The following is a 24,947-nucleotide window of genomic DNA, read 5'->3' on the forward strand; positions in this document are numbered from 1 at the left end:
CGGCATGGTTCAAAGGATCTCTTTCAGTTTGAATTCGAGGTTGTGAATCGCCTTTTTCATCTCATCGATCTCCGCTTTTTTAGCATCCTGATCCTTTTCGTTCTGTTTGATGGCTGCCTGAGATTCTTTGATCTTTTCTTCCAATTTTTCATTGTCTTTCTCAAGCCGCTTCTTGTCTTTTACCATCTTGTCAAGCTCCTTCTCGTAATCCTTTATCACTTTGGCCACTTCGTCTGAGGGCTTTTCAATCTGCCCTTGTTCCAATCGGTTTTTCTCGCTCTGCTTGGCCTTTTGGTCTGAAATGTTTCCCGCGATGGCCTCCTTGTTTGCGATGATCTTGTCTTTGTTGTCCTGAATGTCCTTTTCGGCTTTCTCTTTGTCTTTTTCGAGGCCGTTCAGGTCTTTTTCCAGCCCTTTCAAAAGTTTCTGGTCATCATCAATCTTTCCTTGAACAACTGCTTTGGCCTGGTCAACCCCAAAATCATGTACGATCTTTGTGGCAGCCAGGTATTTTTCGGGATGATCGGTGGAGTTGAGATCTGCCCCGCCCAGATCAAATGCTGCGGAAAGCCTCACGGACGTGTCAATGGTGGCTTCTACGATGGAATACACATCGAAGGTGTTATCGCCCATGGACTTGTCCTTGCAGTCATCTCCGAAGATGATGGTCTTATCATCCACTTTTCCCTTCAGGTCCTTGAGTTGCTTTTTCCAGGCCTTTTTCACCTCTTCCACGTCCGCTCCTTTGATGGAAACCGTGAGGCAATTGCGGTCTTTGCCATCGATGGTCACGGTTTTTTCTACCACCTCAATCTTTTTTTGTGCGAATGCGATGCTCGAAAACAGCACCAATGCAAGGGTCAAACTTCTCATGTTCTAATTCTTTGATGTTGCCATAAAGGAAATAAAAAACCCCGCAAATGCGGGGTTTGGGTGGGCCCACCTGGGCTTGAACCAGGGACCCCTTGATTATGAGTCAAGTGCTCTAACCAGCTGAGCTATAGGCCCGTGCCTTTCGGCTTTCCGTTCAAATTGAGCGGACGGCAAAAGTATATATTTGGCCGCTGCTGACCAACACGCTTCAAATGAACCCGAAAGACTATCCGAATATCATTTTTGACTTTGGAGGCGTGATCTTAAATCTCGACTATCAACGCACCATTGCGGCTTTTCAGGAATTGGGAATAAATGACTTTGAACAAAGCTATTCGCAGCTGAATCAGACCGATCTGTTTGACAGATTTGAACGTGGTGAAATCTCACCAGCAGCATTTCGAAATGGTCTGAGAACGGTTTTCAAAGATTCTATTCTGGATGAGGAATTGGATAGCGCGTGGAACGCCATGTTGCTCGACCTTCCAGCGAAGCGGCTTACTGTTTTAGAAAAGCTGCGTGCAGAAAAGCGCATCTCGTTGCTGAGCAATACGAATGAGATTCATATCGAGGCGTTTGAATCGTCACTAAAGCAAACGCACGGACTGGAAGACCTTTCTGGTTTTTTCGATCACGTGTACTACTCATGCCGAACGGGAATGCGGAAACCCGAAGCACGGATCTTTGAAATGGTTTTGAAGGAACAGAATTACAAACCGGAAGAAACGCTCTTTATTGATGATTCTCCACAACACATTGAAGGGGCGAGAAAGGTAGGTCTGAATGTTTACCACCTCAGAGCAGATCAAGGAGAAACGATTCTCGATCTATTCTGAGATCTCTTGGCAGAGCTCCATCAAAACGCCCGAAGTATCTTTTGGATGGACGAAACAGATGAGTTTATTGTCGGCACCGCGTTTCGGCTGCTCATTCAACAAGCGGAAACCATCGTTTCGCAAACGTTCCATTTCTGCACGGACGTCCTTTACCGCGTAAGCCACATGATGAATTCCCTCGCCTCGTTTCTCAATGAATTTGGCGATGGCACTTTCGGGAGACGTGGCCTGCAACAGCTCAATTTTATTGTTTGATGTTCGGAAAAACGCGGTGATCACATGTTCCGATGCCACTTCTTCCTGTTTGTAGCAAGTGGTGTTCAGCAGTTTTTCATAAATAGGAATAGACACGTTCAGGTCTTTTACTGCGATTCCGAGATGTTCAATGTGTTCCATGCTTGCAAAATAAAAAGGCCGCTCCGAATTCGGAGCGGCCTTCGTGTTATCAACAACTAAATTCTTATTTCTTGAACGTGGCGGTCTGAGTGCCGTAGTTCAGGTAGTAGGTGCCTTTCTCCAGGCCGCTCACATCCACACGCTTGCCCACACCTTTGGCCACTATGTTTCCGTAACCGTTGTAGATCTCGTAAAGCGTATTGTCTGAGAAATTGATCGCGTCATCTGCCCGTTTACCATCACCAGGTTGGAAGGTGATCTCAGGGGTCGGTGAATTCAACTTGGCTTCCGGAGAGTAACGCGGTTTGGCACGCTGGTCTTTCTGTTTTACGCGGAAACGGTTCTGGCCTGAATGAACGGTGGTCAGTTGAACCTCGTAATCGTTCTTCTCAGGATTTCCCTTTCCTTCAAACTCACCTACTTCCACCCATTTGTTCCAACGGAACTGCTCAATAATGTAAGGGAGTTTTCCTGTCTCGTTGGTGGTGGTCATTTCCAAAACTCCTGATTTGCTGATACCGATCAAACTCACATCGAATGTGCTCATCGGCTTCAGAACCTCTGGGTTCACTACGCGAGGTTTGCAATCGTCCTTGTGCGAAATGCGGATCTCAACAGGTGCGCCCAGTTCCAATTGGAAAAAGCTGAGGTCGATCTCAAATGCGCTTGAGTTGATCTCATCTGTGGTCACCTGTCCGTTCACTTTTACTTCGAACGTGCAGAAACCGACACCTTCTGATGCAAATGGATTCTGAACGTAAAGATTTCGCCCGTGGTAATTTCCCTCCAAAAGGATGGTTCCGGCCATGGCTGGCATTGTGCAAAGCAGCACGGCCACCGCAAGCAAGTGTTTTCTGAAGGTAAGGAATCTCGTCATCTTAGTGGAAAACATGTTAGTAACAGGCAATATTACAGGGTTGTAAAGATAATTCAAAACGAACGCAATTGGAATGTGCAGGAATTGGACGAATGGTCATATTGCTTGATTTCTTTCAGCGTAAACGCTAATCTTGTATAAACCGACCGCCATGAATCCACACAACTTCCGCGCCTTTGTACTGATAATTCTCGCTTCGGTTACATTTTCTTCGTGCGAAAAGGTGGAAAAGCCGCAAACCCAACGCACGGCCAAGGGCGATGTGGTCCTTGGCGGAACGTTGGCCGTGGCTCTCCCGAAGGGTGAAGTGACGCTGTTGCCCGCTCAGATCGTTGATGCGTCATCTTCCGAGATCGGGTTGCATCTGCACGGTTGTTTGGTGGCACTCGACCCGAAAACGCTGGAAGCGATTCCGTCCATTGCAGAGAGCTGGTCGGCCGATGAAAGTGGCACGTCTTATATTTTCTCTATTCGAAGAGACGTGAAATTCCACGCGAATGAGTGTTTCGGGAACGGGTCGCGGGATGTGACGGCCCATGATTTCGTGTACAGCTTCAAACAATTGTGTGCAAGTGATTCCAAGGCTTTCGGTAGCACATTCGCCAATCGCGTAGAAGGTGCCGATGTTTTTCATGCAGGAAGCGCGCCAGAAATTTCAGGCGTTCAGGCAATTGATGATTATACGTTGAGGATTGAGTTGATGAAACCCGATCCATCATTCCTTTTTGTGCTTGCACAGCCTTCAACAGCGGTTATTTCAGAAATCGCCATGGAGAAGTATGGTGCCGAAAGCAAAGTGGGAGCGGGCGCATTCATGTATGGCTCAGATGCCGATGGAATTGCCCTCGTTCGTAATCCGGAATACTTTGTCCAAGATGCGTTCGGCAACCGATTGCCCTACCTCGACACGCTCGTTTTCAGGGAAATTGCTGGAAAGGAAGCGCAGTTGGAAGCGTTCTTTGAAGGTAAGATCGATCTGGTCTCGGGACTTTATCTCGACCCGGTGCGTTCTATTCTGGAAACAAAAATGGACAGCTTTTCGGGCGAGCATCCTGCGTATATCATGGAACGCGAGTCGGAATCGGTCGGATTTGAATCGTACAGTATTTACCGCGCAGATCTGAAAGGCTTTGGAAGCAACTTCATGGGCTTTCGCGATTTTTTGCGGGTGCAGATCGAACAATAATCGCGCAAGCGGATTTCTTAGAACATGGATCTAAAAGATAAAGTAGCGCTGGTGACGGGCGGGAGCAACGGCATTGGCAAACAGACCGCGCTTCAACTGGTGAACGAAGGCGCTAAGGTGTACATCACTGGAAGAAACAAGGAACGACTGGAAGCAGCGGCCAACGAGATCGGTGCCATTCCCATTTTGGCAGATTCCTCCATTCAGGATGACGTGAATCGGACGTTTAAACAGATCACAGAAGAGAACTCATCGTTTGACATTCTGATCAACAACGCAGGTTTCGGTGCTGGTTGGGCAGAGATCGGAGAACTGAACATGGATGACATGCTCCGCGTGTATCAGACCAATGTTTTCGGTGCGGCCATGATGGGTCAGGCCGCGGCCAACGTTTTCAGGAAACAGAGGTCTGGGAATATTGTGAACATCGGTTCCACCGCCTCGCTGAAAGGTTATGCCAAAGGCAGCATCTATGCATCATCCAAATTTGCGCTGCGCGGATTGAGCCAATGCTGGCAGGCCGATCTTCGTCCGTTCAATGTGCGCGTCATGCACATGAATCCATCGGAGGTGACCACCGCGTTTGGCAATCCGAGCGGAGAAAACAGGGCGGAGGTTTCCAACAAACTGAGACCGAAAGAAATTGCGGATGTCATCATCTCTCAACTGAAAATGGACGACCGTGGATTTGTGCCCGAGGTCACGGTTTGGGCAACAAATCCTTGGTGATCTACGCGTTTCGCGTAGCCGAATGTTATATTTGAGAATCGTAACCTCTGACCGCGTGGTATGATTCGAAAATTTACGCTTCTACTTTCTTTCCCCTTTCTCATGTTTTCGATCGCTCTTGGTCAGCCAAGTACGGTTACGGTCGGCAACACCACGCTTGATGTACGCGTGGTGATCCAAGGAAACAACGAGAGCAATGGCATCGACATTCCGTGGGAGATCCAATGGGGGCCGGATGATCATATTTGGATGACGGAGCGCTATGGCCGCGTGAGCCGATTGGATCCAACCACCGGTGACAGAACCACGATCCTTGACCTTACCAATACGGTTTACGACAACACGGAATCGGGGCTTTTGGGCTTGGCACTTCATCCCGATTTTGAGAACACGCCACAGGTTTTTCTCGCGTACACCTACTATAGTGGAGGCATCAAAGAACGGGTTGTGCGGTACGATTACAACACCAGCTCGGGGATGCTTGAAAATCCGTTGACGCTGGTTGATGCGATCAACGGGAACACAACGCACGTGGGTTGCAGGCTGATGATTCTGCCAGACAATACGCTGCTTGCCACCACGGGCGATTACCAGAACCAGTCATCTCCGCAGAATGAGAATTCTGTGAACGGCAAGATCCTGAGAATGAATTTGGATGGCAGCATACCGGCTGATAATCCCTTCGGCCCGAACAGTTACCTCTACAACATTGGCCACAGAAACGCACAAGGAATGGTGCTTGCGCCCAACGGCAATCTCTACAGTTCGGAACACGGCCCCACCACCAATGATGAGCTGAACATTATTGTGGCAGGAGGAAATTACGGCTGGCCGGATGTGGAAGGTTTCTGCAACCTGAGCGGGGAACTTTCGGCATGCGCCTCCATGACCGATTATCAGGATCCGATCGCCATCTGGTACGAGAATTCGACCATTGCGCCATCCGATCTTATCTGGTACGATCATCCTGCCATTCCAGAATGGCAAGGAAAATTATTGATGACGGTGCTCAAGGCAGAACACTTGAAGGTGATAGAGGTGGACAACGTGGATGGAACTACGGTCGTTGGACAGGAAATTCTGTTCAATGACGACCATGCGGCCAATCCGGGCTCATCTTTCAGCAACGGTCTTTTCGATCGCTTACGCGACATCTGCATGGCACCGGATGGTCGCGTATTTCTGGCTACCAACGGACCGTCTTGGGGAACAAGCCTCACGTGGCAGAATTCCATTATCGAATTGAAAAATTCGGCTTACACACCAACATCTGTGGCAGAGCCGATGGCTGTGGTACACACACAGGTTTACCCCAATCCGAGCAATGGATCTGTCAATCTGGTTTTCGACAATGGCCTGATCGGATCTGCGTTTACCATTGCGGATCAATTGGGCCGAATGGTTTATTCTGGCGTGGTTAAGACAAGGAGAACAGAACTCGACCTTTCGGCCTTGGCACCGGGTTTGTATGTGCTGCGCGCGGCCAACCAAGGCCATGTATCCAACCAACAAATAATGATCAACGAATGAGATTTTTACAACTTACAATTGCTTGTCTGTTTTTGAGCGCACCTTTGTTTGCGCAGGTAAGCAATGCAGAGTTTGACAACATTGCCAAGAAGTTTGAGAAAGGGAGTTACGAGTCGGCATTGGAAACGGCCGAGTCGCTGATGGATAACGATAAGCATAGGAAGAAACCCGAACCCTATCTGTGGGCATCCATGTGTTTCTACGAACTTTCAAAATCGGACGACCCGAAGATCCAGGAGCGTTTCAAATCGGCCATGCGCGATGCGTTGAAGTATGCAGGAAAGGCGGTTTCGAAGGATAAGAACGGGGATATTGTAAGTGACAACCAAGAGTATTTCGACCTGATGAAGAAGGAAGGAATTGCTGTGGCACAGGCGTACGAGAAAGAAGAAGACTACCGAAAGGCATCTTACACCTACAAGCAGATACAGGATTTCGCTCCCCAAGACCCCTATGTACAGTTTGCAAAAGGCGTAACCGACATTCGGTTGAGTTCCATGTATGAGGCGGAAAAGGAGATCGGGGCAAGCTTTCCTGTGTTGGAGGAGAAATACCGCGACCTGAATTATAAACCCGATCCGATCAGCTCACCGTTACTCAAAGACGCGGTGATTTATTACATCGATCACCTTACCCAGAACAACTATTTGGATTCGGCCAGAACGGTGTTGCTCACTGCAAGGGTTTTCTTCCCTTTGGACGAGGACATCAAAAAGAAGCTACAGGATCTGGAGTGATCAAACTCTGAACCCGATCAGGCAGATATCATCCACCTGAGGATTGTTTCCACGCCACTCGGCAAAACGGATCTGTACGGTTTCGAGATGAAGTTCGGCAGAGAGATTGGTCATCTCTGCAAGCCAATTGGTCAACCGCTTGCGAAGCAGTTTTTTCGACTCCGTTCCTCCGAACTGATCCTGAAGGCCGTCAGAATAAAGATAGTAGGTACAGTCGGTCCTCAGTTTCAATGTGGTGTTTACAAAAGGCACTTGCTCCGCAAGAAAGTGTTCGCCAATGCCGCGCTTTGCACCACTTACGTGTTCATTTTCGGATGAACAAACGATGGTGAGCGGTCGTCTTGCTCCAGAAAAAATGATCTTCTCAGATGAACGGTCGATCAAACAGATTCCAAGGTCCATTCCATCCGTTCCCTTGGTCGGGTCTGAACCCTGGTCGGTGAAGGTTTCGTGGATCTTCTGATCCAAACGTTCCAGAATCTCGGCAGGAGAATCGGTCTTCTGTTCCACCACGATCTCATTCAAATAACTGTGACCCATAATGGACATGAGCGCCCCTGGAACGCCATGACCCGTACAATCGGCCACGGCTATCAAAGCACGGTTTTCATCCAACTGGTGAAACCAGTAGAAATCGCCACTCACAATATCTCGAGGCCGATTGAACACGAAACAATGGCTGAAGAATGCGCTCATTTCCGCTTGCGTGGGAAGCATGGTCTCTTGGATGGTGCGCGCGTATTCCAAGCTGCTCATCACCTCATCATTCTTTTCCTGTAGGTTATCCTTAGCTTCGGCCAAAGCAAGTTTTGAACGTTCCTCCGAACTCAATACCTGTCTAAGAACGGGGTAAGTGATCGCTCCTACCACAAGCATCACCAGCAAGGAAACAAGCACGTTTCGGATGGCTTCGCTTCGCGCTTCCATTTTGAATGAATCGAACGGATAATCGGCCTCGATCACGGCAAATACATTTCCCTGCATGTCCTTCAACGGGTACACGGCAGAAAGCCAGGTTCCATGTTCATCCCTAAAGGGAGGAATGGTTCCACCTTCCAAGTACATTTCGCGCAGCTTCTGTGGCGGGCTTTTGTACTGCCACCCGTATGTTTCTGCACCGTTGCTGGCCACACCACCAAAGAACACATCCCGCACAGAATCGTAACTGAGCGTGTAGATGGGTGTTTTCAGTTGATTGATTTCCACAGCATCACGAAAGAGATCGCAGTACATCTGCCACACAGGACTTTGGGAAATTCCATTTGTGTCTCCATCCAACGGAAACTGTTGGTAAAGCTCGGAAAGTGCCTGCCGATCCACCTGTTGCGAAAGTGTGGAAGCGATCCCATAAAGTTTGGAAAGCGTACTCTGCTCCGCTTGGTGGAGCTGCCGCAGATAGTTGCTTCCGATCAAGTAGACGGAAAGGACTGCCAGTCCTCCATAAACGATGAGGAAAATCCGAACGCTGGGTTTACGTATCACTTGGCGGATGGTGAGTTTCCGCGCAGTTAACGGATCCTATGTTGCAAATGTTGCGACCTGCTGAGGCGTCAGCATTTATTCGCCCAGCATGCCACGGATCATCTCGTTGGTCTCTTTGGCGCGCACTTCGTCAAGCACACCTTTGATCCTTGACACAAGCGCCTTCGCATCGTCAGATTCCTGCGATTCAGAGACTTTTTGAATTCCAGCCAACACCTGAATGGCAGAAATGCGCATCCACCATTCACCCGCGTTCAGGGCCATGTCGGTCAGCAGGTCCATGCCTTTGGTCTGTGTCGCCACGTCCTGCTTCATCAGGTATTTTCCGAAGATCTGGATGAACACGTATTTCCCGTTCGGGTCGCTGAGTTTTTTGTAGCCGTTCAAGAAGAAATCAAGCTGTTCGGGAGAACCGTTCTGTGCATAAAGCGAGGCAATGGATGAGATCATGGAACCGCTTGCATCGGCCACGGCAGCTTTCGCAATGCTCATTGCCTTGTCTGAGTCGAAATCCGAAATGGCATTCAGCGTAGCGCCAAGCACCGCATACGATTGGTCTTTCATGCAACCTTCAATGACCGCCTGTACGTTCGGGTCAGCAGCGAATTTCTCCGCGAGAAATGCGATCGCATCAGCACGCACAAGCGATTTCGTGTCTTTCTGCGCCAGCCAGATCAATTTGTTCTTCAAGGCAGATGTATCAGCCACAGAAAGGTTCTTCAACGCCTTCAGGGCAGATCTGCGAGTTCCCCAGAATTCATCATCCAACGTTCCGAGAATGGCTTCAACGGCATCTGGGTTTTTACTGAATTTCAGTCCCGCCAACGCTTCGGCCTTGTCCAAGTAGAGCGGAGCTTCTTTCAGCATATAGATGTACTGATCTTCCGTCAGGGTTTCGTCTTTTGTTCCGAGCAGCATCTTCTCCGCATCCACATTCACCAGTTGCGGTTCGCCCAACACATCGAACTCAAATGTCTGCTTCTGCTCTGTCAGATCGATGCGATGACGGTCTACCGCGCCACCGAAATACACATCCACGTCCATCGGAATTCGGTACAACGGAAATTCCTTCAGATCCTGTGTCTGCTCAATGGTCACGTAGTACTTCTTGGCCTCTGCGTTGTAATCGTGTGTAATGGTCAGGCTCGGATGACCTTTGTCGAAGAACCATTGGTTGAAGAACCAGTTCAGGTCCATTCCCGTCACCTTTTCCATGGCCAAACGCAGCTGGTGCATTTCCACCGAATGGAATTTGTTCTCGGTCAGATAAACATTCAAGCCCTTGTAGAAAGCCTCATCACCGAGCGTCTTGCGCAGCATGTGCAGAATGCGTCCGCCCTTCGCGTACGAATGCGCATCGAACATATCTTCTTTGTCATCATAATAGAAACGGATCATGTCCTTCGGCCCCGTTTGCGCCAACGATGCGATGTACTGACGCAATTGCTCATAGCCGTGCTTGTCGGCCTCGGCACGCCCGTGGCGATGCTCCAACCACATGTATTCTCCGTACGTGGCAAATGATTCGTTGAGCGGCAGATTGCTCCAGCTCTCGCATGTCACAAGGTCACCGAACCAATGATGGAACAATTCGTGGGCAATGATCTCCTCATTGTCGCCATCGATCATCTCGCGGTCAGTCTTATTCAGAAATTCACCGTGCAGCGTGGCCGAGGTGTTTTCCATCGCGCCCGAAACGTAATCGCGCACCACGATCTGATCGTACTTTTCCCACGCATACGGATAATCGAGCACATCCGAATAGAATTGAAGCATGTTCGGAGTTTCCCCGAAAATGGCTTTTGCATACGGCTCGTAAGCAGGCTCTACGAAGTAATCCACATCAATTCCGTTCCATTTGTCCTTCACCACGGCAAATTCGCCAACGGCCATCATCACCAAATAAGGCGCGTGTGGCAACGTCTGTTTCCAATGGTCCGTTCGGGTTCCGTCTCCGTTCTGCTTTGAACTCACAAGCAGACCATTCGACAGCGTCACATAACGGCTGTCAACGGTCATTTTGATGTCCTGCGTCATGTTCTGGTTGGGAGAATCGATGGTCGGAAACCAGCAGGAAGACGATTCCGTTTCACCCTGCGTCCAGATCTGCTTCGGTTTGTTCTTGTCTTCACCCTTCGGGTTGATGAAGTACAGCCCTTTGGCATCGGTAATGGCTGCGCTGCCTTGGGCTTCCAGTTCTTCTGGCTTCGCGATGTAATCGACCCAAACTGTCAAGGTGTCCTTGTTTGTGTATTCGCGATCCAGCGTAATGTAGATCTTCTCTTTGTCGTAGGTGTATTTCAGCGCACTCAGGTTGCCGCCTTTCTTCAAGCTCACCGAGCGCAGGTCGAAACCTTTCGCATCCAGCGTCAGCTTGTCTGTGGCATAGAAGTAAGGCTTCAAAATGATTTCTGCCTTGCCCGACAATTGTTGCTTGGCCCAATCGAAACGGACATCCAACGTGGTGTGTATCAGGTCGAAAGCCATCGTGTTGGCCGCGCGGTATTCGCGGGTTTCGATTTCTACAGGCTCTTCCGCAACCTCTTCAACTACAACTTCTTCTGGTTCGGATACGGCAGCTTTCTCTTGCGTTTTACACGCGCTGAAACCCATGCTGATGCCCAGCACGGCAATGATCCAAGTATGTTTCTGAACGGGAATTCTCATTCTATTCTTTTCTTTGGTTCCTGAATGGGCGGCAAAAATAGGTTAAGCCCATGTAAAGCCATGGTAATTAGTGATTTTTAAGAGATGAGTAAGCGTGTAAAGGTTTCGGATTCAGAGTTTTTGGTTGAGTTTGAGGATGAAAAAAAGGCATCTGGTCAATTGAACGGAAAGCCTTTCGGTTGGGACGTGAGCCGAATTTCGGAGAACGTTTATCACGTCATCAAAGACCATCGTTCGTACAATGTAGAGCTTTTGGGCAAGGCCGATGGCAAGCAGCGCATCAAAGTGAACGGCAACTTGTACGAGGCGGAGACCATCGATAAATTCGATGCGCTTCTGAAGAGTTTGGGAATGGAAAAAGGCGGTGCAGGGAAAGTGAATGAACTGAAAGCACCGATGCCAGGCCTTGTTCTTCAAATAGATGTAAAACCAGGCGATGCGCTCAAAAAAGGCGACCGCGTGTTGGTGCTTGAGGCCATGAAAATGGAAAACGTCATCAAAGCACCGGCCGATGTTACAGTAGCTTCAGTAGAAGTGGAAAAAGGAAAAACGGTGGATAAGAACCAGGTGATGGTTCGGTTCGCTTAGTCGTTAACCAACGAAATATCGAACTGCACGAGGTCGATAAAATCCTGAACACGGTCATCGATCTCATCTTGCGTAAGTCCGATCAATCGCTCCGTTCCGAACTTCTCCACGCAGAATGAAGCCATGGCCGAGCCGAAGATGATGGCGCGCTTCATATTATCGAACGAAATATCGCGTGTGCTGGCCAAGTAGCCGATAAATCCACCTGCAAAGCTGTCGCCAGCACCCGTTGGGTCAAAAACTTCCTCCAACGGAAGGGCAGGAGCAAAGAACACCGAATCCTTATTGAAGAGCAACGCGCCATGCTCTCCTTTCTTAATGACCAAGTATTGAGGTCCCATTTCCAAGATGATCTGTGCGGCCTTCACCAACGAATATTCACCAGAAAGTTGACGTGCTTCCTCATCATTGATGGTCAGCACATCGATCTTCTTCAGCACTTGTTTCAGTTCATCCAAAGCGATGTCCATCCAAAAGTTCATGGTATCCAACACCACCAATTTTGGGCGGTTCGGCAGTTGGTTGATCACTGACATCTGCACGGCAGGAGTCAAGTTTCCCAGCATGAGAAACTCACAGTTCTTGTACGAATCGAGCACAACAGGTTCGAAATCGGCCAGAACGTTCAGCTCAGTTGCCAGCGTGTCGCGTGTATTCATATCGTTGTGATACTTGCCGCTCCAGAAAAACGTCTTCTCGCCTTGTTTTATCTGAATGCCATCCGTGTTTGCGCCATGCTTGCGGAGGTTTTCCAATGCCTCTTCCGGGAAATCATCCCCAACCACAGAAACCATGTTGATTGGTTTGGTGAAATAAGATGCGGCCAACGAAATATACGTGGCAGCACCTCCAACAATTTTATCAGTTTTCCCAAATGGGGTTTCTATGGCGTCAAAGGCAACGGTTCCAACGGTAAGTAGGCTCATTTTCAGTGAATTTGAAATTTTGGTCAAAGGTATTGGATTATATGACCGAGCAAACTACATTTGCAGCCCTCAAATTCCTCCTTAGCTCAGTTGGTTAGAGCATCTGACTGTTAATCAGAGGGTCCTTGGTTCGAGCCCAAGAGGAGGAGCAGAAACCCGATCGAGAGATCGGGTTTTTTTGTGCCTTCAATTGACGAGGTTGCTTGCGTAAGACCATTTTATCTCAGACGAAGGTTTCCAGAGGTGGCCGCTGGTGCCCATTTTGCGCTGGGTTTCCGTTTTCTTCATGGAGATGTGGACAAATCCTGGTTGAAACGCCTTTTGGTGGTCAATCTTCAGGTTGAATTTATTCCAGTAACGGGTAAGCACAAATCGCCATCTGGCAGGAATGAAATCCGCGCAGATCTCATGGTCGAATTTTTTCGCCAGATACTGGATCATGATGCTGTGCGCCTTGTCTGAAACGACAGCAACCCGTTCGAATCCATGCTCTTTCGCTATTTCAAGGGAATAGAAAACGTTCTCCAAACTGTGTTCTGCCCGCTCTTCAATAATGATGTCCTCAGGTTTTATTCCCAGCTCGATCAGGTACAGCGCATAGATCTTGGCCTCAATGTAGGGAGTATGTACAGCTCCGCCAGATACGATGATCTTTTCGGTTTTACCCGTCTGGTATAGGTGGTACGCCCAGTAAAGTCGCACCTTGTAGATAGGGTTCATTTTTCCATTCGGGTGGTATGGATAACCAGGCACAATGATGGCATCATACTTTGTGTCTGGTTCACTCTCAAATCCAGCGGTAGCGAGTTCAGGTGATAGGTTCAGGAGCAATAGAGCGAGCAAGATTTTTTTCATCTCAAAGAATTTGATGAACGAACAATAAATCAAATGTATTGTTTACGAAAACAATAGTAATACTATTATATTTGTTGGTAATGATAAGTAAAAGATGCAGACACATATTAGAATTAGGGTGAACGATGGTGTTCATGTGAAGGATCCCGAAAGCAGCGAGCTGGGTCGAAGTATTGTGGAAGGCGGCATCGATCTTATCGATGATATTGGTTTTGAGGCATTCACCTTCCGTAAACTGGCCAAGCATATTGGAACCACGGAGGCTTCCGTGTATCGCTACTTTGAGAGCAAGCACCGACTGCTGCTCTATCTTACCTGCTGGTATTGGCGCTGGCTCGATTATCGGTTGATGCTCGCAACAGCCAATATCGGTTCTGCGGAAGAGCGTTTGCAACGTGCGGTGAAGTTGTTGGTTCAGCAGGTGGAGGAGGACAGCGAGTTCTCTCATATCAACGAGGTGAAACTCAACCGTATCATTATTTCCGAATCATCGAAAGCCTACCTGAACCGTCACGTTGACAAGCAGAACCAGGAGGGCTTTTTTGTGGATTACAAGGAGCTTGTGCAGCGCGTAAGCGGCATTATTTCGGAGATAAATCCATCTTACAAATACCCGCACATGCTGGTTTCTACGCTTATAGAGGGGGCTCATCTTCAGCGATATTTTGCCGACCATCTTCCAATGCTAACCAATGTGTTGGATGGCGAGGATTCGGTGACGCAATTCTGCTTACAGACCATCTTGAAAGCCATAAGATAACCTGATGGAAACGACAGCGACCATTACACCGATGCAGCGTTTTTGGCGATTACTGAGGCCAGAGCGCAAGGAGATACGCAACGTTTACGTCTATGCGGTCTTCAATGGTTTTATCAACCTTTCGCTACCGCTGGGTATTCAGGCGATCATCAATCTGATTCAAGGAGGAAGGGTAAGTACCGCTTGGATAGTACTCGTATCTGTAGTGGTGGCGGGCGTGGCGGCCACGGGCGTTTTGCAAATCGCGCAGCTGCGCATCAGCGAAAACCTGCAGCAACGGATCTTTACCCGATCGGCATTTGAGTTCGCTTTCCGCATTCCGAGGGTGAAAATGGAGGCCATCTACAGGCATTATGCTCCAGAGCTGATGAACAGGTTCTTCGACACGCTAACGGTGCAGAAAGGGCTCAGCAAGATCCTTATCGACTTTTCATCGGCCGTGCTGCAGGTGGTTTTCGGGTTGATCCTGCTCTCGCTCTACCATCCGTTCTTCATCATTTTCAGTTTGATCCTGATTCTTCTGGTCTTTGCCATTTTCAGACTTACTGGGAAACCAGGTCTTGAAACCAGTCTGCAGGAATCGAAATACAAGTACAAAGTGGCGCATTGGCTGGAGGAACTGGCACGCACGGGCACCACCTTCAAACTGGCGGGCAGAACGGATCTTCCGCTGTCCAGAACCGACAAGGAGCTTGGCAATTATCTCGAGGCCAGAGAAGGACATTTCAGGGTGCTTGTTCAGCAATACTCGTTGATGGTGGTGTTCAAAGCGCTGGTGGCAGCAGGACTGCTTGCCATGGGCGGAATTCTGGTGATGCAGCAGCTTATGAACATCGGCCAATTTGTGGCGGCAGAGATCATTATTCTGTTGGTGATGGGCTCAGTAGAAAAACTGGTGATGAGCATGGAGACGATCTATGACGTGCTCACGGCCTTGGAGAAAATGGGACAGGTGACCGACCTTGAGATCGAGGAGGAAGAAGGCGAAAAGACGATCTGCCGACCAGAGGATCTTGGAATGACCATTTCGCTGCGCAACGTTCATTTCCGCTATCCAGACGGAGATAGAGACATATTGTGCGGGATCACAGACGAGATCCGCGATACAGAAAGCGTGGTGATCAGCGGGCCGAACGGCTCAGGAAAAAGTACGCTTCTCCAGATCATTGCGGGGCTTTACGACCCAACGCAGGGGCTTGTAACCTACAACGGGTTGCCGAAAGGCAACTTGAATCTGCCCAGCCTGCGCTCGCACATTGGCGATTGCCTGACGCATGAACAGCTCTTTGACGGAACCATTTTGGAGAACATTACCATGGGGCGTGAACGCGCCACGTTTGAGAACGTGAAGTGGGCGGTCCGTCATCTCAAACTCGATGACTTCATCAGCACATTGCCTAATGGTTTCGATACGCATATCGAGCCACAGGGCAAGCGACTTCCTAAAAGCGTTACACAAAAATTATTGCTTGCACGTAGTGTTGCTGATAGACCCAAACTGCTGCTGCTCGAAGACGCATTGGAATACTTGGATCCGCCAGACCGTAAAGAGATAACGGATTTCCTGTTGAACAAGGAGAATGAATGGACCGTGGTGGCCGTTTCTTCCGATCCCTATTTCAGCTCCAAGGCAGATAGAACCATTCTGCTGCAGGACGGCTGCTTCAAAAACCCATCAGAACCCGCTTAAGAACAGGCATGCTCGACATATCAAACACATCGATAGACAGGTATTTCGACCGTTCGAACTATGCCTCTTTGCGCAAGACCGACAGCTTGACCTCAAGCAAGGTGCTGCGCAGGTCGCTGGCCATCTTTTTCGGATTGGCGCTGGTGTTCATGTTCGTTCCGTGGACGCAGAACATACGGGCCACGGGAAATGTGACCACATTACTCCCCGATCAGCGTCCGCAGACCATCCATTCCGTCATTGCTGGCCGTATTGAGAAGTGGTTTGTGCGAGAAGGCGACCTGGTGCACAAAGGCGACACCATTCTGTACATATCCGAAGTGAAGGACGACTATTTCGATCCGCAGCTATTGAGCCGAACACAGGAACAGCTGAAAGCAAAGGAAATGTCGGTGGATTCGTACATGGAAAAGGTGCGTGCGCTGGACACGCAGATCGATGCGTTGGCACAGACGGCCGAGCTCAAATTACAGCAAACGAAGAACAAATACAGGCAGGCAGAGCTTAAAGTGGTGGCCGATAGTATGGATTTTCAGGCGTACAAGGTCAATTACGAAATTGCCAAAACGCAGTTCGAGCGATTTCAGGGTCTTTACGATCAGGGGCTGAAATCGCTCACCGATCTGGAGAACAAGCGCAACTCCATGCAAAAGGCCAAGGCCGAGATGATTTCGGGAGAGAACAAATTGCTCACAAGCAGAAACGAACTGATAAACGCGGAGGTGGAACTGGTGGCCGTGCAGGCCAAGTACCGTGATGAGATCGCCAAGGCGGAATCGGACAAATACTCCGCCATGAGCAACATGTACGATGCAGAGGCCACCGTCACAAAACTTCAGAACCAGTACATGAACTATTCGGTGCGCGCAGGACTCTATTTCATTACTGCTCCGCAGGATGGGTACATCACCAAGGCCATACGCTCGGGCATCGGAGAAACCATCAAAGAAGGAACCGCCATTGTAAGCATCATGCCTGCCGTGTACGATCTGGCCGTGGCCATGTACATCAAACCCATCGATCTGCCGCTGTTGGAGAAAGGCGCTCCCGTCAGAATTCAGTTCGATGGTTGGCCTTCCATCGTTTTTTCCGGGTGGCCCAATACCAGTTACGGAACCTATGGCGGAAAGGTGTTTGCCATCGATAATTTCATTAGCGATAATGGGAAATATCGTGTGCTGGTGGCGCCAGATCCAGAAGACCATGCGTGGCCAGAGGCACTGCGTGTGGGCGCAGGCGCAAACAGCATGCTTTTGTTGAAAGATGTTCCCATCTGGTACGAGCTGTGGCGGCAGATCAACGGGTTTCCGCCAGATTATTACAAGCACGGAACCGATTTTATCGAAGAGAAGGCCGAAAAATGAAAAGGGTGCTGTTCACATATCTATTGGCATGCGCCATTATCGGGTTGGCACAGGCGCAGCCTGAGCAGGGCAATGTGCTCAGTTTCGAGGATTTCAATGCTATCGTCAAACAGCATCATCCCATGGCGGTCCAATCGCAGCTTATTCGCAAAAAGGGAGATGCAACTGTGCAGATGGCGCGAGGCGGGTTCGACCCGAAGATCGGCACCGACCTCAGTCAGAAGTACTTTAACGGAACGCAGTATTACAGCCTTCTGGATGCAGGGCTGAAGGTGCCGACCTGGTTCGGAATAGAAGCGTACGCGGGCTACCAGCAGAACGGGGGCGTGTATCTCAACCCCGAGAATTACACGAATGCGGGCGGACTCGTTTATGCGGGGCTTTCATTGCCCGTTGGGCGAGGGCTTTTTATCGATGAGAGGAGAGCGGAACTCCGCAGAGCGCAGGTTTACCAGAAAAGCACGCTGGTGGAACAGCGACTGATGATGAATGAACTGCTGTACGAGGCGGGCAAGGCCTATTGGGACTGGTTTGAGAAGCATCAGGTGATGAAGGTATACGAGGAAGCTCTACAGTTGGCCCATTTCCGTTTTGATGCGGTGAAACAGCAGGCCATTTCGGGCGATAAGCCGTACATCGATACGCTTGAGGCTGGAATACAACTGCAGAACCGACAGTTGGCGCTGCAGCAGGCCAAATTGGATTTCCAGAACGCATCGGCCATGCTGGATATTTTTCTCTGGCAGAACGGCCAGATACCGCTGGAACTGGAGGAGACAACCGTGCCTGTTGATCGCACAACCGTGCAGATCAGCACCACGCAAGGCTTGCTGCTCGACCGCATGGACAGCCTGGTGGCCTACCATCCGTACCTGCAACAGTATCGCTTTAAGATCGATCGGCTGAAGATCGAGAAACGCCTGAAAGTGGAAAGTCTCAAACCGCAGCTTGACCTCAAATACAACGCACTGAGTCAGGTGGTCGGAAATGCTCCGTTTGCAGATCTGTCCATCAACAACTATCAATGGGGCTTGAATTTCAGCATGCCCATTCCGTTGCGTAAAGAACGTGGCGCGCTGCAACTGACAAAACTCAAGATTCAGCATGCCGAACTGGACGTGGTAGGAACGCAGGCCGAGATCGGCTACAAGATCACAGCGGCTGTAAATGAGTGGAACACCACGCGCGAACAGACCGCGCTTTACCAGCGGACGGTAGCAGATTATCTGGGGTTGCTGGAAGGGGAACGGGAGAAATTCACCGCAGGAGAAAGTTCCGTTTTCATGGTCAACTCGCGCGAACTGGGTTACATCAATGCGCAGATCAAATATTTGGAGCTGCTTGCCAAGAACCGAAAGGCCGAACTTTCGGCACATTACGCGCTGGGCATTCTTCATCTTGGCGAATCCTAAGTTCGCAGAACCCGAGGTTTCTGTTCCTTTGTTCTTATGAGAGATGAGATTGAAAAGTTGCCCATCTATCAGAAGGGCAAGGAGATCGGAGACCTTGTACGGAAGATCATTGAATTGGCCGATGAGGACAATGAGGACCTCCAACGGGTGTGTGGCGATATGCTTGTGGATGCCCACAACCTTGCCGTGAAAGTGGCGGGAGCGGAAGGAGGCGACCTGTACGATCTGCGCATGGAGAATGCGGCCATCATCCGAAAATCAGCCCGCGAATTGGTGGTGAACACCCACGCCTTGGACATGTTCGGGTTTAAGCACCCAGAATATTATCCGTTGATCCGTGAAGCGGTGGAGGAATACCGACTGCTCTTTATCGATTGGGTCGAGAGTTTCGACAAATGGAACTACATCATTGACCGTTGGGGGCTTTTCAACCCGCCCGGAGTTGGCCCGCACGATAAAGACCCAGACGATGATATTCCTTTCGACCCGAATGATTTTTTCGAATGAGCGGTTGACGAGGCATTAATGACCAAGCTCATGGTTATTCTCAGATGGTTACCTCAACTTTGATGTTTCAAACCAAACAGCTAACGAAATGAAATACACGTGGATCATGATCACATCCGTGGCATTGTTTGCCATTGGTTGTGGTGGAAACGAACAAAAACCCGCTCCTGGAACCTCACAATCTGAGGAAGCACCGAAGCATGAAGCGGTGGCCGATGAACCGACCGGATCCACTAACGAGGACAAGCAGGAGGTGATCTTGCACCTTGAGGGCAACGATCAGATGCAGTATGATAAATTGGAACTGAAGGTGCCAGCAAACAGTACGGTTACCTTGACCTTGGCTCACACAGGAAAAATGGCAAAAGAAGCCATGGGGCATAATTTCGTGTTACTCAAGCCTGGAACAGATATTCCTGCTTTTGCAACCAAGGCGATCGAAGCGGGTATCGATAAGGATTACATTCCTGAAAGTGATGCGATCATCACCCACACCAAATTACTTGGAGGAGGAGAAGAGACCACGATCACGTTTGATGCACCTGCCAAAGGAACGTACGATTACATCTGTAGCTTTCCAGGGCATTATGGCACAATGCACGGAAAACTTATCGTGGAATAAGTGGCAATTACCCATACAGTATTAACGCGAAAGCCCCGCCAATTTTGGCGGGGCTTTCTGTATCTCGTTTTTCAAATACGTCTTACTTGTCTTTTACAGCAAACTCGGTCTGTTTGAGGTAACGATTTGCAGAAACCACTTTTCCGTGGTCGTAGCGCATTTCAATGTAAGCGTTATCAAACTCATCCCAAACGCGGAACTCTCCGTCACGCTGACCGTCAACATAGGTCAACTCTGCAGTTTTCGAACCGCCTTTATCGAATGTTTGCCATTTTCCAGTAGGAACTCCATCCTTGAAGAACCCGGTTTCCTTTACCGCTCCGTTCTCATAGTAGTTGGTAACGGCTACCAGACCGTCCTTTTTCTTAACATATTCGCTTTTTACAGCGCCATCATCGTATGTGGTCTTCGCCTTATTTTGTGCGAAACAAGTTGACCCAACCAAAACGACCATACTCAACATCAATGCTTTCATGACTCAACCCTTTTGTTAATCCAAAGTTACGCAAAAATCATTTAGTTAACATTCGCGTAACATTAGAATCAACGGAACGGGTTCAAAAATGTTTCATCCAAGTTCAAAAACATGCAAAACTTAACATTAGAAAATGATTTCCTGAATGTTAACATCAACGTTCTGGGCGCAGAATTGTGTAGCCTTTTCGACAAAAGGGATCGGATAGAACACATGTGGAATGCTTCGCCAGCGTTCTGGCCGCGCCATGCACCCATTCTGTTTCCGACAGTTGGAGAGTCGAAGGATGGAAAAATAAACGTTGCTGGAACCGATTATCCGATGGGGAGGCACGGCTTTGCCCGTTTCTCGGAATTTGAAGTGGTGGAACAGACGGAGTCCAAAGCGGTTTTCGAGCTGAGAAGCAATGAAGACACCAGAAAGCACTACCCTTTCGAGTTCATTTTCCGTGTTGGATATGAACTTGATGGCGCCCGTTTGGTCCAATCATTCGAGGTGGAGAATTCGGACGGAAATGACATCGGCTTCCAAGTAGGCGGGCATCCCGCATTTGCAGTTCCTTTCAGAAACGGGGAGAAATATGACGACTACGAAATTCGTTTCGATGCACCGCAAACGCTGGAGCGTCATCTGCTCACCGAAAAGGGACTTTACAGTGGGGAGAAGCGCAAGTTTTTGGACAACGAGAATAGCTTCGGACTCTTTTACGAGCTTTTCAATGAAGATGCGCTTGTGTTCAGACACATTCCTTCAAAGAGGGTGTGGATTCAACACAAAAAAGGAGGGAAACGACTTCAAGTGGATTATGAAGGATTTCCGCATTTGGGAATTTGGTCTGTTCCCGGGGCCAATTATGTTTGCATTGAGCCGTGGATCGGTTGTGCAGACATGGCCGACCAACCCGCAGATTTTTTCCAAAAGGACAGTCTTGTTGTGCTGAAAAGTGGAGAAACGTTCAATGCGACATTCACCATATTGTTGATTCAGGAAGGTTGATCGCCAGCGCGTTCTTTCAGTTCCCTGTTGGCTTTTTCCAGTTTCTGTAGCATGTCGCGCTGAAGCTGTTCCACCTCTTTCTGTTTGGTAATGTCGGTGCCGATGCTCACGATCTTTATCACGTTGCCATAATCATCCAAAATAGGAGCGTAACTGACGTTGACCCAAACCGAATGACCTTCTTTATGCCGCAGACTGTTGACCGATGTGAACGGTTTCCCTGCCATGATCTTTGCGTAGGTCATTTCCACCAATTTCTGGTTGGTTTCCGGCCCACCGACAATAGACCACGGTTCTTTACCAATGACCTCCTCTGAACTGAAACCGGTGATATTGGTAAACCCTTTGTTCGCCCAGATGATCTTACCGTCCGGTTCATGGATCAGAACTCCATTGATGGTCTCTGATGCCACAAGCGAAAGTGTCTCAATTCGTTCTTTATCCAGTTTCTGTTTGGTGATGTCTTCCGTGATTCCTGCTACCCGCGAAACGGATCCGTCTGGGCCATAGACCGGAAATGCCCTGTCTCGCACCCACTTTATGGTTCCATCCTTCATTACAAGCCGATATTCCTCGTCATACTTTCCCGTAATGGCCAGTTCTCTGAACTGAACGGTCGCCCGATCAAGGTCGTCCGGGTGGATGGCCTTGGACCACGAAGTAGGGTCTTCGTAAAGTGATTCAACCGAAAGCCCGTAAAGCGTTTCGTACTGCGGGCTGATGTAAAGCACTTCGTTGAGTTTCCAGTCGGTAAGCCAGAAAACCTCCGTAATGTTCTCTGCCATGTCTCGGAAAAGGCGTTCGCTTTCGCGCAAGGCGGTTTCCATCTCGTGGCGTTCGGTCATGTCGAGGATAATGCCGTCCATACGCGTAGGTTGTCCGTTGCTACCGAAGGTGACCTTGCCTCGCGACATAAGAAACTTGACACCATCGGCAACGCGAATTCTGTACTCAGCCTTATAATCACCCGAAATGAATGATTCTGTGATGCAACGTTGCATGGCATCGCGGTCATCTTCATGGATAAACCCAACGAATTCCTGTGTGCTGATCGGACGTTTTTCAATCCCGTAAATGTCATAACAGCGGTCGTCCCAGAACAGTTCTGATCTGTCCAGCTCCCAATGCCACACACCTATCTGGGCAGCATGCAGCGTCAACTCGCGTTGAATTCGATACGCTTCCCGTTCCTTGGTCGCTTGCACCGAATCGGTCACGTCCTGCAACGTTCCGATCAATCGGGTCACTTTTCCTGTCGCATCCTTTATCTGCTTCGCACTCGAAACCACGTGTTTCACTTGGCCCGAGGCCAGAAGAAGACGGTATTCGATCACGGAAGTGAACATAGCGTTCAGATCGTTGGCAGTAATTGCATCAACACGTGCTCTGTCTTCGGGGTGAATGAATGATCTTACATCCTCAATAGTGATGTTTTTCTTATCGGTCTCATAGATGTGGAACATCTCTTCTGACCACCAGACCTCTTCAGACCCTGCTTCCCATTCCCAACTTCCCACCTTGGCAATTTTCTGAGCCTCCATCAACGAAGCCTTGCTTCGCTCAAGTTCATGTTGCGTTCGAACACGTTCTGAAATATCCTGTACGCTGCCGATCCACCTTACGGTATTGTCTTCGGTATTTACTCTTCGGCCATTGGATTGCAGATGAATTACCTGTCCATTGTCAGGTCTTATGAACCGATAAACGTGCGGTTTTCCTGTATTGGTTCGAATGCTTTCCTCAAGAATGCGTTCATATTCTTCGCGGTCATCAGGATGCACGCACGAGACAAAGAATGCGCGCCTGATGACGGTGTCGGGTTTAATGCCCGTGATGCGATAAAAGTTCGGAGACCACTTGGTCTTCCGATTGGTAAGGTCGAGTTCGAAACTTCCGCTGTCCGAAATTTCCTCTCCCAGTTCCAACAATCCCTGTTTCCAGAAGAGTTTCTGCTCAATTTTCTTCCTTTCGGTGATGTCTTGCAACGTGCCGAAAAGTTTAACCACTTCACCTTTCGGATTTTTGATGGCCTCGGCAATGGCTCGCACCTCCTTGGTCTGTCCATCGGCAGTTACAATGGTGTATTCCAGCACGGGCAACACTCCGCTGGGCAAAGCCTCTTCCATCAATTCTGCAACGCGCTCTCGGTCTTTCGGGTGGATGAAATTGCGGGCATCTTCCAGCGTGAATGAATCTGGATCGCAGTCATAGATACGGAACATCTCATCAGAGCAGATGACCTGATTTGTAGAAAGGTTCCACTCCCAACTGCCCACTTTGGCGATCTTCTGCGCTTCGCGCAACGAGGTTTCACTCGATCGGAGTTTCACCTCGCTCATCAGGAGTTCAAGCTGTGTCTTATAACGCTGAAGCGCTTTTTTGATGGCCACAGGAAGGCGCTTCAGCGTGGAGCGCAGCACGTAATCCTCTACACCCGCTCCAAGCAGATCGATGGCAATATCTTCCGAAAGGTCGAATGCCAGCAGAATGAAAGGCGCCATGACGCCACTTTTCCTGGTCGTTCCCAGCAACTTGATGGCATTGGTTTCTGCCAAGCTGTACGAACTCAGTATAACATCTGGATTGAATGAACCGAGTGCCTTCTTAAAGTCTTTTTTGGTCGTTACGACTTCGGTCACGAAGTTCATGTCCGCCTCTTCCAATTCGCGGACAACCGCTTCGGTCTCGGCATGAAAATCCTCAACGATGATGATTCGAATGGGCTCCACCGTTTCTTTTAGGTTTATGAACCTTTACTTCATAGTGTTGTTCAGAGTTTCACCGAAACAGCACTTTCAGATACATTTGTTAAAGCATTCTAATATCGCGAAAACATGAAAACAGTTGCTCTTACACTTCTCACGGTCTTTTGTACCAGCTTCTTTGAGATCGAACAAATTAATGTCGGAGACAAGGCCCCGAAAATGGAGATGAAAATGATGGGAATTGACGGGAAGTCGGTTTCCCTGAAGGACCTGAAAAAGGAAAAGGGACTGTGCGTGATCTTCAGCTGCAACACCTGCCCGTGGGTGATGGCCTGGGAAGACCGTTACAACGAACTCAACGAGCTTTGCGCCAAGAACAACATTGGTTTTGTTCTCATCAACTCCAATGAAGCCAAACGCGCAGGCGATGATAGCATGGCCAAAATGAAAGAACACGCAAAAGCGGAAGGGTATGAATCGTTTGCCTATCTGGTGGATGAGAAGAATGTATTGGCGGATGCCTTCGGAGCCACCAAAACACCCGATGTTTTTCTTTTCAATGGAAACATGGAACTGGTTTACAAAGGCGCCATCGATGATAATTCGAAGGACAAAACGGCCGTGGAAGAACCCTATTTGAAAAAGGCCATCGAAGCAGTGGCAACTGGAAAAACGGTGAATCCTGCGGAAACCAAAGCGTTGGGTTGCAGCATTAAACGCGCATCCTGATGACC

Annotated in this window: 23 protein-coding genes and 2 tRNA genes; 15 read left to right on the forward strand and 10 right to left on the reverse strand. The window is 49.1% G+C overall.

Annotated features, from left to right (window positions below; translation table 11 throughout):
* Nucleotides 1-9 precede the first annotated feature (9 nt).
* Complete coding sequence (locus GC178_17415) at nt 10-873, reverse strand: hypothetical protein (GenBank protein MBI1289350.1); 864 nt, start codon at nt 871-873, stop codon at nt 10-12.
* A 61-nt stretch (nt 874-934) separates the two neighbouring features.
* A tRNA-Ile gene (locus GC178_17420) sits at nt 935-1,008 on the reverse strand.
* 77 nt (nt 1,009-1,085) lie between these two features.
* On the opposite strand from GC178_17420, the gene GC178_17425 reads away from it, so the two are divergent.
* The gene (locus GC178_17425; protein MBI1289351.1) at nt 1,086-1,709 is read left to right on the forward strand and encodes an HAD-IA family hydrolase; all 624 of its coding nucleotides are present in this window, start codon (nt 1,086-1,088) and stop codon (nt 1,707-1,709) included.
* Here GC178_17425 and mce read toward each other — a convergent pair.
* Complete coding sequence (mce, locus tag GC178_17430) at nt 1,701-2,105, reverse strand: methylmalonyl-CoA epimerase (protein ID MBI1289352.1); 405 nt, start codon at nt 2,103-2,105, stop codon at nt 1,701-1,703. The two genes, GC178_17425 and mce, sit on opposite strands and share 9 nt — an antisense overlap.
* 64 nt (nt 2,106-2,169) lie before the next feature.
* Nucleotides 2,170-2,922, reverse strand: coding sequence for a hypothetical protein (locus GC178_17435; GenBank protein MBI1289353.1), 753 nt, complete (start codon nt 2,920-2,922; stop codon nt 2,170-2,172).
* A 211-nt stretch (nt 2,923-3,133) separates the two neighbouring features.
* Here GC178_17435 and GC178_17440 point away from each other — a divergent pair, with 211 nt between their 5' ends.
* From GC178_17440 to GC178_17455, 4 genes are read left to right on the forward strand one after another with little or no spacing between them, the layout of a single operon-like run.
* On the forward strand, nt 3,134-4,168 hold the full coding sequence (locus GC178_17440) for a hypothetical protein (protein ID MBI1289354.1): 1,035 nt from the start codon (nt 3,134-3,136) through the stop codon (nt 4,166-4,168).
* A 24-nt stretch (nt 4,169-4,192) separates the two neighbouring features.
* A complete protein-coding gene (locus GC178_17445) occupies nt 4,193-4,897 on the forward strand; it encodes an SDR family NAD(P)-dependent oxidoreductase (protein ID MBI1289355.1) in 705 nt (234 codons plus the stop codon).
* A 60-nt stretch (nt 4,898-4,957) separates the two neighbouring features.
* Nucleotides 4,958-6,427, forward strand: a complete 1,470-nt coding sequence (locus GC178_17450) for a T9SS type A sorting domain-containing protein (protein MBI1289356.1) — start codon at nt 4,958-4,960, stop codon at nt 6,425-6,427.
* Nucleotides 6,424-7,164 carry a hypothetical protein gene (locus GC178_17455; protein MBI1289357.1) on the forward strand — a complete coding sequence of 247 codons (741 nt, stop codon included), beginning with the start codon at nt 6,424-6,426 and terminating at the stop codon, nt 7,162-7,164. The genes GC178_17450 and GC178_17455 overlap by 4 nt, the downstream gene beginning before the upstream one ends.
* Here the strand turns inward: GC178_17455 and GC178_17460 are convergent, their stop codons facing one another.
* Nucleotides 7,165-8,646: a SpoIIE family protein phosphatase gene (locus GC178_17460; protein MBI1289358.1), complete on the reverse strand. Its 1,482-nt coding sequence runs from the start codon at nt 8,644-8,646 to the stop codon at nt 7,165-7,167.
* Nucleotides 8,647-8,721: 75 nt separating this feature from the next.
* On the reverse strand, nt 8,722-11,313 hold the full coding sequence (locus GC178_17465; protein MBI1289359.1) for a M1 family peptidase: 2,592 nt from the start codon (nt 11,311-11,313) through the stop codon (nt 8,722-8,724).
* An 84-nt stretch (nt 11,314-11,397) separates the two neighbouring features.
* Here GC178_17465 and GC178_17470 point away from each other — a divergent pair, with 84 nt between their 5' ends.
* Nucleotides 11,398-11,901 carry an acetyl-CoA carboxylase biotin carboxyl carrier protein subunit gene (locus tag GC178_17470; GenBank protein ID MBI1289360.1) on the forward strand — a complete coding sequence of 168 codons (504 nt, stop codon included), beginning with the start codon at nt 11,398-11,400 and terminating at the stop codon, nt 11,899-11,901.
* On the opposite strand, the gene GC178_17475 is transcribed toward GC178_17470, so the two are convergent.
* On the reverse strand, nt 11,898-12,827 hold the full coding sequence (locus tag GC178_17475; GenBank protein MBI1289361.1) for a sugar kinase: 930 nt from the start codon (nt 12,825-12,827) through the stop codon (nt 11,898-11,900). The two genes, GC178_17470 and GC178_17475, sit on opposite strands and share 4 nt — an antisense overlap.
* 75 nt (nt 12,828-12,902) lie before the next feature.
* Here GC178_17475 and GC178_17480 point away from each other — a divergent pair.
* Nucleotides 12,903-12,976, forward strand: a tRNA-Asn gene (locus GC178_17480).
* A 37-nt stretch (nt 12,977-13,013) separates the two neighbouring features.
* Here GC178_17480 and GC178_17485 read toward each other — a convergent pair.
* Nucleotides 13,014-13,682, reverse strand: a complete 669-nt coding sequence (locus GC178_17485; protein MBI1289362.1) for a YdcF family protein — start codon at nt 13,680-13,682, stop codon at nt 13,014-13,016.
* Nucleotides 13,683-13,776: 94 nt separating this feature from the next.
* On the opposite strand from GC178_17485, the gene GC178_17490 reads away from it, so the two are divergent.
* From GC178_17490 to azu, 6 genes are all read left to right on the forward strand, one after another.
* Entirely contained in the window at nt 13,777-14,442 is a 666-nt protein-coding gene (locus GC178_17490; GenBank protein ID MBI1289363.1) for a TetR family transcriptional regulator, read from the forward strand.
* 22 nt (nt 14,443-14,464) lie between these two features.
* On the forward strand, nt 14,465-16,132 hold the full coding sequence (locus tag GC178_17495; GenBank protein ID MBI1289364.1) for an ATP-binding cassette domain-containing protein: 1,668 nt from the start codon (nt 14,465-14,467) through the stop codon (nt 16,130-16,132).
* Between the two features lie 8 nt (nt 16,133-16,140).
* On the forward strand, nt 16,141-17,496 hold the full coding sequence (locus tag GC178_17500; GenBank protein MBI1289365.1) for an HlyD family efflux transporter periplasmic adaptor subunit: 1,356 nt from the start codon (nt 16,141-16,143) through the stop codon (nt 17,494-17,496).
* A complete protein-coding gene (locus GC178_17505) occupies nt 17,493-18,908 on the forward strand; it encodes a transporter (GenBank protein ID MBI1289366.1) in 1,416 nt (471 codons plus the stop codon). Before GC178_17500 ends, GC178_17505 begins: the two co-directional genes overlap by 4 nt.
* Nucleotides 18,909-18,944: 36 nt before the next feature.
* On the forward strand, nt 18,945-19,415 hold the full coding sequence (locus tag GC178_17510; protein ID MBI1289367.1) for a hypothetical protein: 471 nt from the start codon (nt 18,945-18,947) through the stop codon (nt 19,413-19,415).
* 109 nt (nt 19,416-19,524) lie between these two features.
* On the forward strand, nt 19,525-20,037 hold the full coding sequence (gene azu, locus GC178_17515; GenBank protein MBI1289368.1) for an azurin: 513 nt from the start codon (nt 19,525-19,527) through the stop codon (nt 20,035-20,037).
* 82 nt (nt 20,038-20,119) lie between these two features.
* On the opposite strand, the gene GC178_17520 is transcribed toward azu, so the two are convergent.
* Nucleotides 20,120-20,512: a hypothetical protein gene (locus GC178_17520; GenBank protein MBI1289369.1), complete on the reverse strand. Its 393-nt coding sequence runs from the start codon at nt 20,510-20,512 to the stop codon at nt 20,120-20,122.
* A 111-nt stretch (nt 20,513-20,623) separates the two neighbouring features.
* Here GC178_17520 and GC178_17525 point away from each other — a divergent pair, with 111 nt between their 5' ends.
* A complete protein-coding gene (locus GC178_17525; protein MBI1289370.1) occupies nt 20,624-21,508 on the forward strand; it encodes an aldose 1-epimerase family protein in 885 nt (294 codons plus the stop codon).
* On the opposite strand, the gene GC178_17530 is transcribed toward GC178_17525, so the two are convergent.
* On the reverse strand, nt 21,496-24,237 hold the full coding sequence (locus GC178_17530; GenBank protein ID MBI1289371.1) for a PAS domain-containing protein: 2,742 nt from the start codon (nt 24,235-24,237) through the stop codon (nt 21,496-21,498). The genes GC178_17525 and GC178_17530 overlap by 13 nt on opposite strands.
* A 105-nt stretch (nt 24,238-24,342) precedes the next feature.
* Between GC178_17530 and GC178_17535 the strand changes: the two genes are divergently transcribed.
* Complete coding sequence (locus GC178_17535) at nt 24,343-24,942, forward strand: redoxin domain-containing protein (protein MBI1289372.1); 600 nt, start codon at nt 24,343-24,345, stop codon at nt 24,940-24,942.
* The last annotated feature ends 5 nt before the right edge of the window (nt 24,943-24,947 follow it).

Source organism: Flavobacteriales bacterium, assembly GCA_016124845.1.
In the GTDB taxonomy this organism is placed as follows: domain Bacteria; phylum Bacteroidota; class Bacteroidia; order UBA10329; family UBA10329; genus UBA10329.